The organism is Stenotrophomonas sp. 22385 (assembly GCF_052045085.1).
In the GTDB taxonomy this organism is placed as follows: Bacteria; Pseudomonadota; Gammaproteobacteria; order Xanthomonadales; family Xanthomonadaceae; genus Stenotrophomonas.
Window position 1 is genome coordinate 202821 of record NZ_JBQEOG010000007.1, and the last position, 13105, is coordinate 215925.

A 13105-nucleotide genomic window follows, 5' to 3' on the forward strand; every position below is an offset into this window, starting at 1 on the left:
GGTGACCGCAGGCCATGCCGGTCGAAGCGAACTGAAGGTAATAGCACCGGGGGGGTGTAAGGCACGTTACGACCCCCTGAAGGATTCATCGCATTTCCAGCTCGCCACGCGCATTGCCGCGTACCACGCGCAGCACCAGTTGCTGCGGGCGCTGCTGGAAGTTGGCGCGCCAGCTGGCCAGGTCGGCGAATTCACCCACGCTGGCCTGGATGATCAGGTCGCCGGCGGCCAGGCCTGAATTGGCTGCGCGGCTGCCGCGCTTGACCTCGCTGACCATGACTCCGCTGCTGCCGGCCTGGCGCAACGTCTCGGGCAGATCAACGAAGGTGGCGCCGCTCAGACGCGGGTCCAGCGATTCGCCGGCCACGGCACGTGGCTGTTCCTTCAACGTGGCCTTGAGCTGCAGCGGCTTGCCATCGCGGCGCACGTCCAGCGTCAGCGCGCTGCCTACCGGCTGCAGGCCCTCCACGTTGTGCAGCGCCACCGCGCCGTCGACCCGTTGGCCGTTGGCCGCCACCACCACGTCGCCCGGCTTCAGGCCGGCGGCCGCGGCCCCCGAACCTGCCAGCACGCGGGTGACAAGCGCGCCGCGTGCTTCGCTCAGCCCCAGGTTCTGCGCCAGGGCCTGGGTGAGGTTCTGCGCTTCGATGCCCAGCGTGCCGCGCACCACCACGCCGTGCTTGATCAGCTGGTCCACCACATCGCGTGCAAGGTTGGTCGGTATGGCCAGGCCCAGCCCGATGTTGCCGGCCATGCTGCCCTGCGGGTTGAAGCTCGCGGTGTTGATGCCCACCAGCTGGCCTTGCAGGTTGACCAGCGCACCGCCGGAGTTGCCCGGGTTGATCGAGGCATCGGTCTGGATGAAGTTCTGGTAGCCCAGCCCGCGGATGCCGGTACGGCCAACCGCCGAGACGATGCCCGAGGTGACCGTCTGGCTGAAGCCGAACGGGTTGCCGATGGCCACTACGAAGTCGCCCACGCGCAGCTGCGCGCTGTCGCCCAGCGGCAGCGCGGTGAGCTTGTCGGCCGGAATGCGGATCAGCGCCACGTCGGTGTCGCGGTCCGAACCGAGGAACTCGGCCTTGACCGTGCGCCCGTCCGACAGCGTCACCTGCACATCGTCGGCGTTCTCGATCACATGGTGGTTGGTCAGCACCAGGCCTTCAGCCGCATCAATGATGACGCCCGAGCCGAGCGACTCGTTGATCCGCTCCTGCGGCACTTCCGGGAACAGGCGGCGGAAGAACGGGTCGTTGAAGTAGGGGTTGCGTACCCGTACCACCTGTTTGGTATTGACGCTCACCACCGCTGGCATCACCCGGTCCAGCATCGGCGCCAGCGATGGCACCGGCTGCCCGGCTACTGAAGCAGGCAGCGCGGCCGTGGCTGGAATTGCCAGCGTGGCCGGTGCCGCTTCGGCACGATTGTCCAGATGGGCGTTGATGGCGGAAGCGACAAAGCCTCCGAAGGCGGCGGCAAGCGCTAGCGTTAGCAGGGTCGGGAGCGGTCGCATGGGAGTCCGGTGGGCTGGAAAACACGTATACGGTAAATCAAGCTGAACGAGTCTGTCCGCTGGCGGCTAAACCGGCGATGAAATCGACCCCGGCCGCCACCGCGCCTGCGACCTTCGGTGCCGTTGACACGCCCCCGTGCCGGCGTAAGCTGGAACCAGGTCGGCCACTAGATGTTGCGCCCCCGACCCAGAGTGCCCCAAGGCGTTGGGTTCGCCAGTGGGCACACCCGGTGACCACGCGATGGAGCCTGCCTCGAATGCGCACGGTGCAAACGGACGTTGTTCCCCCGGAGCTGGCCACCGGCGAAGTACCGCTGCAGCCGGCCTCGCAGGATATCTGGGACAAGAAGTACCGGCTCAAGACCAAGCAGGGCCAAGCGCTGGATGCCGACATCGACGCCACCTACCTGCGCGTGGCGCACGCGCTGGCCGATGCCGAACTCACCGAGGACAAGCGCCGGCACTGGCGTGAGCGTTTCACCTGGGCGCTGCGCCGTGGCGCCATCCCTGCCGGCCGCATCATTTCCAATGCCGGCGCGCAGGCGCACAAGCCGGCCACCAGCACCATCAACTGCACGGTCTCCGGCACGCTCGAAGATTCGATGGACGGCATCTTGGGCAAGGTCCACGAAGCCGGGCTCACCCTCAAGGCCGGCTGCGGCATCGGCTATGAGTTCAGTACGCTGCGCCCGCGTGGCGCGTTCGTGGCCGGGGCGGGCGCGCACACCTCCGGCCCGATGTCCTTCATGGATATCTTCGACAAGATGTGTTTCACCATCTCCTCGGCCGGTGGCCGACGTGGCGCGCAGATGGGCACCTTCGACGTCTCGCATCCGGATGTGCGCGATTTCATCCGGGCCAAGCGCGAAGACGGCCGGCTGCGCCAGTTCAACCTGTCGCTGCTGATCACCGATGGCTTCATGCAGGCCGTGGACAATGACGCCGAGTGGCCGCTGGTGTTCCCGCTGAGCCGGCACGAAGCCGGCGAGTTCGACCTGGCCGATGCGGCCGCCGTGCAGTGGCGCGAATGGCCCACCCACCGCGACTACGTGGTCCGCGAGGACGGCCTGGTCGCCTGCCGCATCTACGGCCAGATCCGCGCCCGGCACCTGTGGGACATGATCATGGTGTCCACCTACGATTACGCCGAACCCGGCTTCATCCTGATCGACCGGGTCAACGAAATGAACAACACCTGGTGGTGCGAGGACATCCGCGCCACCAATCCCTGCGTCACCGCCGATACCTGGGTGCACACCGTCGCCGGGCCGCGCCAGGTAGCGGAGCTGGTTGGGCAGGGGTTCCACGTGCGCGTGGAGGGGCAGGACCATGCTACTACCGATGCCGGATTCTTCCGCACGGCGCGCAAGCCGGTGCTCGCCCTGCAGACCCGCGAAGGCCATCGGCTGCGGATGACTGCGGACCATCGGGTTCGCCGGGTAACCTCCCGCACCCGCTGGCAGGTGCAGAGCGAATGGTGCGAGGCGGGCCAGCTGCAGGCGGGGGATGAGGTGCTGCTGCAGGACCATCGTGCTGCGCCGCACTGGCCGGGCGCGCTGGCGCATGAGCAGGGTTACCTGCTGGGGCTTCTGGTTGGCGACGGCGCGCTCAATGAAGAAGGGGCCGTGCTCTCGGTGTGGAGCCAGGTAGCGGTGGCCAATGGTGTGCAGGCCTCACCGGCGGCGGGGGTGCGCGCGCTGATGGACGAAGCGCTGCGCTGCGCGAAGACGCTGCCGCACCGTGCCGATTTCAGCGGGTGGTCCGAGGTGGGCGGTCGAAGCGAATGGCGCCTGAAGTCAGCCGCATTGCGCGATCTTGCCAAGCAGCTGGGCATGTCCCCGGGCGACCAACCGATCACCCCGGCGCTGGAAAAGCTCTCCAGCGATGCCTGCCGTGGCTTCCTGCGCGGCCTGTTCGACGCCGACGGCAGTGTGCAGGGCAACCAGAGCAAGGGCGTATCGGTCCGATTGGCGCAGTCTGATCGACCGCGGCTGGAGGCAGTGCAGCGCATGCTGCTGCGGCTGGGCATCCCAAGCACCCTCCATGCGCGCCGCGAAGCAGGGCGTTCGGTGCTGCCCGATGGTCGCGGTGGCCAGCGTGCCTACCCCACGCTGGCGCAGTACGAACTGGTGATCAGCGGCGAAGGCGTAGCCCGCTACGACGCGCTGATCGGGTTCGCCGACACCGACAAGGCCGCGCGCCTTACCCGGACACTGGCCGCCTACCGCCGCACGCTCAACCGCAGCCGCTTCTTTGCCACCGTTGAAGGCGTGGTCCCGGACGGGGTGGAAGACGTCTACGACGTCCAGGTACCCGGCATCCACTGCTTCGACGGCAACGGCCTGCATGCCCATAACTGCGGCGAACAGCCCTTGCCCCCGTATGGCGCGTGCCTGCTCGGCTCGGTCAACCTCACCCGCTTCGTGCGCCAGCCGTTCACCGCCCAGGCCCGGTTTGACTGGGACGAATACAAAGAGGTGGTGCGGGTGTTCACCCGCATGCTCGACAACGTGGTGGAGGTCAACGGCCTGCCGCTGGAGCAGCAGCGCCAGGAGATCCTGCGCAAGCGTCGGCACGGCATGGGTTTCCTGGGCCTGGGCTCGACCCTGACCATGCTGCGCATGGCCTATGGCGCGCCCGACGCCTGCGAGTTCACCGAGTCCATCGCGCGCGAGATGGCCGTGGCGGGCTGGGAAACCGGGCTCGGCCTGGCCCGCGAGAAAGGGCCGGCGCCGATCATGCAGGAGACCTTCGAGGTTACCGCCGCCATGCTGCGGCAGCGCCCGGAAATGGCCGCCGATGGCTGGCGCGCCGGCCAGCAGATCGAGGGCAAGGTGCTGCATGCCCGCTACAGCCGCTACATGCAGCGCATCGCCAGCGTGGCCCCGGAGCTGGTGGAGGAACTGGCCGAGATCGGCGCCCGCTTCACCCACCACAGCTCGATCGCCCCCACGGGCACCATCAGCCTGTCGCTGGCCAACAACGCCTCCAACGGCATCGAACCCTCGTTTGCCCACCATTACAGCCGCAACGTGATCCGCGAGGGGCGCAAGAGCAAGGAAAAGGTGGACGTGTTTTCCTACGAGCTGCTGGCCTACCGGCACCTCGTCAACCCGCAGGCCATGCCCTTCGCCGACGGGGATGACGCCCGCCTGCCGGACTACTTCGTTGCCGCCGACGACATCTCCCCCAAGGCCCACGTGGACGTCCAGGCCGCCGCGCAGAAGTGGGTGGACAGCTCCATTTCCAAGACCGCCAACGTTCCCACCGACTACCCCTTTGATCAGTTCAAGGACATCTACCGCTACGCCCACGCGCAGGGATTGAAGGGCTGCACCACCTTCCGCTTCAACCCCGCCGCGTTCCAGGGCGTACTGGTCAAGGAAGCCGATCTGGAGAACACCACCTACCGTTTCGAACTCCAGGACGGCGCAGTTGTGGAGGTAAAGGGCAACGAACAGATCGAGTATGACGGCGAAGTGCACAGCGCCGCGAACCTGTTCGACGCGCTCAAGGAGGGCTACTACGGCAAGTTCTGATTGCGCAGCGGAAGCTGTTTTCAAGCGGTTTCGAGCAGGATGGCGAGCCGCGTCAGATTCATGGCGCCGCCCGGGCAAGCACAAGGGCGGCTCACGGGCTGCGACAAGACCGTTCCACGATCGTCCGCGCCGGTATAGCATCGCCAGCGAAATCACTGACTGGCCCCTCAGGAGGCAAAACATGAGCAACGGAAATGGCGTCACCGCGACCCTGTCGCAGGGTGTGGAAACCGTAAAAGAAACCGCCGGCAACGTGGGCGAGACCATCGCCCACACCGCTGAAGAAGTGGTCGCCTCGGTGCAGAAGACCGCCAAGCGCGCGCGCAAGGCTGCCACCACCCAGGTCGCCAAGGTCAAAAAGGCCGTCAAGAACGCCGAGAAGACCGTCGCCAAGAAGGCTGACAAGGCCGCCAAGTCGGTCGGCAAGACCCTGGCCACCGCCAAGAAGAAGCTGGAAGCCGCCAAGAGCAACGCCAAGGCCGAGGCCGCCGCGCTGACCAGGAAGGTTGCCAAGAAGAAGGTCGCTGCTGAAAAGGCCGTGACCAAGACCACCAAGGCCGCCAAGAAGGCTGTCGCCAAGAAGTCCGTTGCTGCCAAGAAGGCCGTGACCAAGAAGACCGCCGCCGCCAAGAAGGTCGTGGGCAAGAAGACCGCCGCCGCCAAGAAGGTCGTGGGCAAGAAGACCGCCGCCGCCAATAAGGTTGTCGCCAAGAAGACCGCCACCGCCAAGAAGGCTGTCGCCAGGAAGTCGGCCACTGCCCGTAAGGTCGCTGGCAAGAAGACTGTGGCCGCCAAGAAGGTCGTGGGCAAGAAGGTTGCCACCGCCAAGAAGGCCGTCGCCCGCAAGTCGGCCGCCACCAAGAAGGCCGTGACCAAGAAGACCGCTCCCGCCCGCAAGACGGTTGGCAAGAAGGTCGCTGTTGCCAAGAAGACCGTGGCCCGCAAGTCGGCCGCCACCAAGAAGGCTGTCGCCAAGAAGACCGCCGTTGCCCGCAAGTCAGTCGCCCGCAAGGCTGCACCGGCCAAGCGCGCCGCCAAGACCGTGGCCCGCAAGGCCCCGGCCAAGCGCGCCCGCAAGTAAGCAGGTAATGCACGGCGCCCACCCCTGGGCGGGCGCCGTGAACACCGAGGAAACGCACCATGGCTGTCAGGATCGATCAGAAGATCACCGGGTATGCCGTCGTCACCCCCGAGGAGACGCGCCAGGCAGCGGCCACCGCCGCGCCGCTCCCGGACGCCGCCAACGACATCGTGCAGATGCACGAGCGCATCGAGCGCCCCGACGTCCTGGTCGGCAACACCTACAAGATCAAATCGCCGATGGTGGAGCACGCCTTCTACGTGACCATCAACGACATCGTGCTCAACCCGGGCACCGAGCACGAGCTGCGCCGCCCCTTCGAGGTGTTCATCAACTCCAAGTCGATGGAGCACTTCCAGTGGATCGTGGCGCTCACCCGGATCATGTCCGCCGTGTTCCGCAAGGGGGGTGACGTGACCTTCCTGGTCGAGGAAATGAAGGCCGTGTTCGACCCGCGCGGTGGCTACTACAAGATCGGCGGCGCCTACATGCCCTCGCTGGTGGCCGAACTGGGCAGCATCGTCGAACACCACCTCAAGTCGATCGGGTTGCTGCACGACCCGGAGATGAGCGCCGCGCAACGCGCGATGATCGCCGAAAAGCGCCGCGAGTACGAAGCGCGGGAGAGCGAAGACCTGGCCATCACCGGCGACGGCGCCAGTTTCCCGCCCAGCGCCAGCATGTGCGAGAAGTGCTTCACCAAGGCGCAGGTGTTCATGGACGGCTGCGCCACGTGCCTCAATTGCGGGTACTCCAAGTGCGGGTGAGCTGACGCCGATGCGCAACCTGGACTTCAGCTCCTGGCAGGCCATGCTTTCCACCTTGGTCGGGCTGGCGGTCATCACCCTGGTCGGCGTGGGCATCCGCTTGGTGTTCATGCAGACCCTGCAGCAGCGCCGCGAGCGGGAGAACCGCCAGATCAACGAGCGGCTGCGCACGCTCATTGCCGCCTACAAGACCCTGGGTGGGTCGTTCACGGGCGCGCTGCATGTCGATCCGCGCCACCTGCGTGACCTGCGCCAGGCACCGGGCGAGGGCGACGAGACGTTGAGGCTGCCACACAGCACCGGTAGCGACCGCGCACGCCGGATCCGCGATGCGGTGGAAGCGGCGCTCTCGGACATCGTGCTGCTGGGCACCGACGAACAGGTGCGGCTGGCCGCGCACGCGGCCAACGAACTGGCCGCCGGCCGTGCGGTGCCTACTGCCGAGCTGGTGGTATCGCTGCGCGACTTCATCCGCGAGGCGCTGGACCTGGCGCCCATTCCTGTCAGCGTGGCGATTCCGCGCCAAGGCCCGGCCCGGCCTGCGGCCGGTGGTGCGCGGGGCAAGGCCGAGGCCGGCGACCGCGCGGGGGGCAAGGGCGGCGGCGGTGGCACGGGCGGCATGGGCGGCGGTGGCGCCGGGATGGGCATGGGCCATGGCCAGGATGACGACGGCAGCCACGCGCGCTGAGCTTGGCGGTGGCTGCCTGGGCCGTCGGTTCGACCGCTGCATCGCCTGCTACTTCTTGAGTTCCACGATCGGTACGAAGCCGCCATAGATCATCCGCTTGCCGTCGAACGGCATGGGATTGTTGGCCGGATCCATGCGCGGGTCTTTCATCATCTTCTCCATCCCCGCATCGCGGGTGGCCTTGTCCGGCCATTCGATCCAGGAGAACACAACCGTTTCATCGTCCTTGGCTTCAACGGAGCGGAAGAAGTCGGTCTGCTTGCCGTGGGTGACGTCATCACCCCAGCATTCCACCACGCGCAGTGCGCCGAATTCCATGAAGACCGAATCGCCTTCGTTGGCGTGTTTGATGAACTTGTCTTTGTTGGCGGTGGGTACGGCCAATACGAAACCGTCGATATAGGACATCTGCAGCCTCCGGTAACCGGTGCACCAGGGCGGGCACCTTCAATGGATACGACGCGTGGGAGTGGGGAAAATCGACAACGCCGATAGCTAAGGCTGAGGGGGGTGATGATGCCGTTAATCCGGCATGTCCAGCTGGATAATCAAGGAGTTAAGGCGGGAATGCGCTGCGCTGCAGCGAAGCAGGGTAAGAAAACCCTTAACGACGATGAGGAACATCCTGATACTCGCGCGCCGCTATGCGCCTCACTATTCAAGCGCCGGGCAGGGCACCCCAAGAGCCCTGCGGTTCGACGCCAGAGCTGCGTCAGCCGGTGCAATACGGAAGATGGACGCGTTAGCCGACTACTCCCCAAGAGCGGCTTCCCCAACGCGTGACGCCCTGCAAGGGTATCGTCGTGACCGGATTCCCTTCGCCCTGCCGGACCTTCAGCCGGCATCACGCATGCGGTGCAACGAACCCCACGCGGCGCTGGGAACGGTAGAGTCGGTTCCCAAACGACTGCCGATAGCGATCCCACATCCGGTAACGCATGACCAGCATCGAAGCAGCGTCTTCCGCGGATGCGACGCGTCACCGTGCCGATCGGCGGAACCCACCCTGCCAGCGCCAGCATTTCCTGCACGAGCGTGTCGTAAACACGCCGTTCATCGTGCAGCGCGAACACACACGACACACCTCAAAAATGCAGCGCGCGCGTATATGACACGGCGCGTCTGAATGGTTGCCAAAAATTCGCGTTGCCGAAAGCGGCTCACTTCAGGGCGCGTTGTGTCGAATAACGGAGAATTTACATTCCCGATGCAGCAGCCGCTTTGCCACTGCACGAACGTAGAACAGAAAAGGTGTACCCCCATGAAGACTTCCCTGATTGCTCTGGCACTCGCCGCCGCTCTGCCGTTTGGCGCTTCGGCTGCTGAAGGCCTGTCCTACAACTACGCCGAAGGCGACTACGTCAAGACCGATGCCGATGGTGGCAAGGCCGATGGTTGGGGTGTGAAGGGTTCGTACGGCTTCCTGCCGAACTTCCACGCGTTTGGCGAGTACAACCAGCAGAAGACCGACATCGGCGACTTCAAGATTGACCAGTGGCGCGTCGGCGTCGGCTACAACCACGAGATTGCCACCAGCACCGACTTCGTGGGCCGCGTTGCCTACAACAAGTTCGACCCGAAGGAAGGCCTGGACTTCAACGGCTACAGCGCTGAAGCCGGTATCCGCACCGCGTTCGGCCAGCACGCCGAGGTCTACGCGATGGCCGGTTACGAGGATTACAGCAAGAAGCATGGCATCAATCCGGATGGCCAGTTCTACGGCCGCCTGGGTGGCCAGGTGAAGTTGAACCAGAACTGGGGCATTAACGGCGATATCAAGATGGATCGCCACGGTGACAAGGAATGGTCGGTCGGCCCGCGCTTCAGCTGGTAAGCGGCGTCTGATCGCTTCGCTGCGCGCGGTATCGGCGTAGCGGCAAGGGCCCGGCAGTTTGCCGGGCCTTTTTCATGCGCGCGTAGGGCGTACCGACCAACGGTCGGTACCTACCGCCCGAGGTGCGCGGTAGGCGACCACCTTTGGTGGTCGCGCGATTGCAGGCGATAATGCGTCAGGTTACGGAGAACCCCATGCCCGACTCCAATCCATTGCAACAGCCTCGCGTAGGCTGCGGTGCCGTCATCCAGCGTGCCGATGGTGCGGTGTTGCTGGTCAAGCGCGGCCGCCAGCCGGAGCAGGGCCATTGGGGCCTGCCCGGCGGAAAGGTGGACTGGATGGAGAAACTCGAAGACACCGTGGTGCGCGAAGTGCTGGAAGAAACCGGCCTGCGCGTGGCGGTGGAGCGCCTGCTGTGCGTGGTGGACCACTTCGAGCCGGTACTGCAGCAGCACTGGGTGGCCCCGGTCTACCTGGCGCGCACGCTGGAAGGTGATCAGGCCACGCGGCTGGAACCCGAGGCCATCCTCGCGCTGGACTGGTTCGCGCTGGATGCGTTGCCCGTACCGCTCACCCGCTCGGCCATCGAAGGCCTGGCGCGGCTCTAGCGCCGCGCCGCCGCCCCATCCCCGCGCGCCACTGCTTCCACTTCCTCGCGGCTGGTACACGCAGCATCGCCTGGCGTGGACATCGCCAAGGCGCCGTGCGCCGCGCCCAGCTCCACCGCCGCCTGCTCGCCCAGGCCCTCCAGCAGGGCATGCACCACACCGGCGACGAACGCGTCGCCACCGCCCACGCGATCCAGCAGATCCACTTCACGCGCGGCGGAGACGAACAACGCCTCGCGGTTGCGCAGCGCCCCGGCCCACCCGTTGCGTGCAGCATTGCTGGCATCGCGCAGGGTGAAGGCCACCGCCTGCAGGTTCGGAAACCGCTCCATCGCCCGCAGCGCGGCCGCATCGGCCGGGCCCACATCCATCGGCGTTTCGCGCTTGCCGAGGTCGGCCAGGTCCATGCCCAGGCAGGCCGCGAACGAGTACTCATCGCCAACGAGCAGGTCGCACTCGGCAGCGATCGCGCAATTGGCATGCCGTGCCGCATCGGGATCCGGGTGGCTGTTCCACAGGCTGGCGCGGTAGTTGAGGTCGTAGGACACCGCCACGCCATGCCGGCGCGCGGCGCGCACGGCAGCAATGGCCGTCTGAGCGCTGTGCTCGGACAACGCCGCAAAGATGCCACCGGTATGCAGCCAGCGCACCCCGTGAACGCCGAACAGCGCGTCCCAGTCGTACTCGTCGGCTTGCAGCTGTGAGGCGGCCGAGTAAGCCCGGTCGGACACCCCCAGCGGCGCGCGCACGCCGAAGCCACGCTCGGTGAAGTTCAGTCCCATCCGTGTGTTTCGTCCAATGCCGTCGTACCCGCGCCAGACGATCTGGCTGCTGTCCACGCCGCCGGCCTGGATCAGCTGCTGGGCCAGCAGGCCCAGCTCGTTGCGCGGCAATGCGGTGAGTACCGCCGTGGCATGGCCGAAGGTACTGCTCAACCCGCGTGCCACGTTGTACTCGCCGCCCCCTTCCCATACCTGGAACTGGCGCGCGTTGCGTACCCGGCCTTCGCCCGGGTCGAACCGCAGCATCACTTCACCCAGCGCCATCGCGGCCCAGCGTGGGCTGGCGTGCTGGGCCAGCCGGAACTGCTGCGTGCTCATCGTGCCTTGCACCCCAGCAGGGCCAGGTCCACGCCATCGGCCATGCGTCGGTAGCCTTCATCGTTGGGGTGCAGGAAATCGCGGGTAATGGCTTCCGGCAGGAATTCCGGCTTGGCCGGATCACGCAGGATCTTGTCGAAGTCGATCAGCGCATCGAAGCCACTGCGGCCTCCGCGCATCCAGGTGTTGAGGGTGGTGCGGGTGCCGGCCGATACGGGTTCGTAGCGGTCCGAGCCGCCGAACGGCGTCATCGTTGCGGCAATCGCGCGGATACCATTGCTGTGCAGGCGCTCGGCCACCTGGCGGTAGCCCAGCACCATGTCATCGGCGTTGCGTCCAGCCACCGGCGGAGTGCCGCCGTCATGGCGGATATCGTTGATGCCTTCGAACAGGATCACCCGGTCCACGTGCGGCAGCGCGATCACATCGCGGTCCAGCCGGGCCAGCGCGCTGTGGCTGCGGCCATGGTCCATCACCTTGTTGCCGCTGATGCCGGCGTTGACCAGCACCACCTGGTCCGGGCATGCCCGCTGGAGGCGGGTGGCCAGCAGCGAGGGCCAATCACCATTGCTGCCGCGCGTGGCAGTGGCACCTTCAGTGATCGAATCGCCCAGCGCGACCACCACGATCGGCGTGGTGCTGCGCTCGGCCAGCACTGCCGACACCACGTTCTGCCGGTAGGCCAGCTTCACGGTGTCGGCGACCTCGGCCTGGCGGCCGTCGGCAATGCGCAGCGCGGTGCGCCGCACCGCCGGTTGCGTCGGTTCGGGGAAATACACGGTGAGGGAGACATCGGCCAGGGCCGGCACCGCCATCGGCACCGGGTCGCTGAGCAGCACCGCGCCCACCGGCACGGTGACCTCGCTGCGCCCGTTGAAGGTCACCAACCTGGCCGGTGTGGCCGTGCCGGTGCGCTGTGCGGTGGCGCCGCCGATATGCAGCGGCGCCACGCCCAGCTCATTGGTGATGCGGAAGCGCAGCGCGGTGGCCGAGCTGGCCAGGCGCATGTCCTGGCGCACGGTCTGGTTGGCGAACTGCACCGGTGCTTCCGGCGTGCCGTCCTGGCGGTCGGGCGCCGGCGAGGCGGTCCAGGCCGGTACCCAGACCTGGGCCTGGGTGGGCAGCGCCGCAGCGCTGGTGGCAAGTGCAAATGAAAGTGCAGTGATCCAGCGCAGCATGGCGGCCCTCCCAGGCGGTCAGCGGTCTATCAGGAGAAGTAGGTGCCGCCGTTGACGTCGACGTTGGCACCGGAGATGAAGCCGGCGGCGTCCGAGGCCAGGTACACGGCGGTGTCGGCAGCTTCCTGCGGGCGGCCCTGGCGGCGCAGCGGGGTGTTGCCGGCCACGGCGGTGCGCACTTCCGGCTTGGTGAACTCGTCATGGAAACGGGTGGCGATCATGCCGCAGCACAGCGCGTTGACCCGGATGCCACGCGGGCCCAGTTCCTTGGCCATGGCGCGGGTGAAGGTCATCACCGCGGCCTTGGCGGTGGCGTAGATCGACGCGCCCGGGCCACCGCCATCGCGGCCGGCCTGCGAGGCGAAGTTCACGATCGCGCCGCCTTCGGGCATGTGCGGCACCACCGCGTGGGTGGTCAGGTAGACCGAGCTCATGTTGAGGTCCATCACCTTGTGGAAGAACGCCGGGTCGATCTCGGCCAGCGGGCGGCGCTGCACCATGCCGCCGGCCACGTTCACCAGCACATCGATCTGCGGCCCGAACGCGGCCTGGGTGGCGGCAACCATGCCGGCCACGGCCTGCGCATCGGTCACATCGGCGCGGTGCACGATGGCGGTGCCGCCGGCAGCCTGCACCTGCTGCAGGGTGTCCTGCGCGCTGGCTTCGTCGTTGGCGTAGTTGATGCACACCTTGGCGCCGGCCGCGGCCAGCTTCAGCGAAATCTCACGGCCGATATCGCGGCCGCCACCGGTGACGATCGCCACCTTGTCCTTGAACTGATTCATTTGGTACTCCAG

At 66.6% G+C, this 13105-nt stretch carries 11 protein-coding genes; 6 read left to right on the plus strand and 5 right to left on the minus strand.

Annotated features, from left to right (window positions below):
• Positions 1 to 85: 85 nt before the first annotated feature.
• Entirely contained in the window at positions 86 to 1513 is a 1428-nt protein-coding gene (locus tag ACTJI4_RS14185; RefSeq protein ID WP_440869705.1) for a Do family serine endopeptidase, read from the minus strand.
• Between the two features lie 257 nt (positions 1514 to 1770).
• Between ACTJI4_RS14185 and ACTJI4_RS14190 the strand changes: the two genes are divergently transcribed.
• The 4 genes from ACTJI4_RS14190 (at position 1771) to ACTJI4_RS14205 (ending at position 7588) form a co-directional block, all read left to right on the plus strand.
• Positions 1771 to 5052, plus strand: coding sequence for an LAGLIDADG family homing endonuclease (locus tag ACTJI4_RS14190; protein ID WP_440869706.1), 3282 nt, complete (start codon positions 1771 to 1773; stop codon positions 5050 to 5052).
• A 181-nt stretch (positions 5053 to 5233) separates the two neighbouring features.
• Complete coding sequence (locus tag ACTJI4_RS14195) at positions 5234 to 6133, plus strand: histone (RefSeq protein WP_440869707.1); 900 nt, start codon at positions 5234 to 5236, stop codon at positions 6131 to 6133.
• Positions 6134 to 6192: 59 nt separating this feature from the next.
• Complete coding sequence (locus tag ACTJI4_RS14200) at positions 6193 to 6900, plus strand: TSCPD domain-containing protein (RefSeq protein WP_392924392.1); 708 nt, start codon at positions 6193 to 6195, stop codon at positions 6898 to 6900.
• Positions 6901 to 6910: 10 nt separating this feature from the next.
• Positions 6911 to 7588 carry a hypothetical protein gene (locus ACTJI4_RS14205; protein WP_440869708.1) on the plus strand — a complete coding sequence of 226 codons (678 nt, stop codon included), beginning with the start codon at positions 6911 to 6913 and terminating at the stop codon, positions 7586 to 7588.
• 48 nt (positions 7589 to 7636) lie between these two features.
• Here ACTJI4_RS14205 and ACTJI4_RS14210 read toward each other — a convergent pair whose 3' ends face one another.
• The gene (locus ACTJI4_RS14210) at positions 7637 to 7996 is read right to left on the minus strand and encodes a DUF1428 domain-containing protein (RefSeq protein WP_282248375.1); all 360 of its coding nucleotides are present in this window, start codon (positions 7994 to 7996) and stop codon (positions 7637 to 7639) included.
• An 853-nt stretch (positions 7997 to 8849) separates the two neighbouring features.
• Between ACTJI4_RS14210 and ACTJI4_RS14215 the strand changes: the two genes are divergently transcribed.
• Entirely contained in the window at positions 8850 to 9422 is a 573-nt protein-coding gene (locus tag ACTJI4_RS14215) for an OmpO family porin (protein ID WP_392924384.1), read from the plus strand.
• Positions 9423 to 9616: 194 nt separating this feature from the next.
• Positions 9617 to 10030: an NUDIX domain-containing protein gene (locus ACTJI4_RS14220; protein WP_392924381.1), complete on the plus strand. Its 414-nt coding sequence runs from the start codon at positions 9617 to 9619 to the stop codon at positions 10028 to 10030.
• Here ACTJI4_RS14220 and ACTJI4_RS14225 read toward each other — a convergent pair.
• Genes ACTJI4_RS14225 through ACTJI4_RS14235 form a run of 3 tightly spaced genes read right to left on the minus strand, consistent with a single transcriptional unit; the run spans position 10027 to position 13093 of the window.
• The gene (locus ACTJI4_RS14225; protein ID WP_440869709.1) at positions 10027 to 11130 is read right to left on the minus strand and encodes a sugar kinase; all 1104 of its coding nucleotides are present in this window, start codon (positions 11128 to 11130) and stop codon (positions 10027 to 10029) included. The two genes, ACTJI4_RS14220 and ACTJI4_RS14225, sit on opposite strands and share 4 nt — an antisense overlap.
• Positions 11127 to 12308, minus strand: a complete 1182-nt coding sequence (locus ACTJI4_RS14230) for a GDSL-type esterase/lipase family protein (protein ID WP_440869710.1) — start codon at positions 12306 to 12308, stop codon at positions 11127 to 11129. Before ACTJI4_RS14230 ends, ACTJI4_RS14225 begins: the two co-directional genes overlap by 4 nt.
• Before the next feature lie 29 nt (positions 12309 to 12337).
• A complete protein-coding gene (locus ACTJI4_RS14235; RefSeq protein ID WP_440869711.1) occupies positions 12338 to 13093 on the minus strand; it encodes an SDR family NAD(P)-dependent oxidoreductase in 756 nt (251 codons plus the stop codon).
• Between the last annotated feature and the right edge of the window lie 12 nt (positions 13094 to 13105).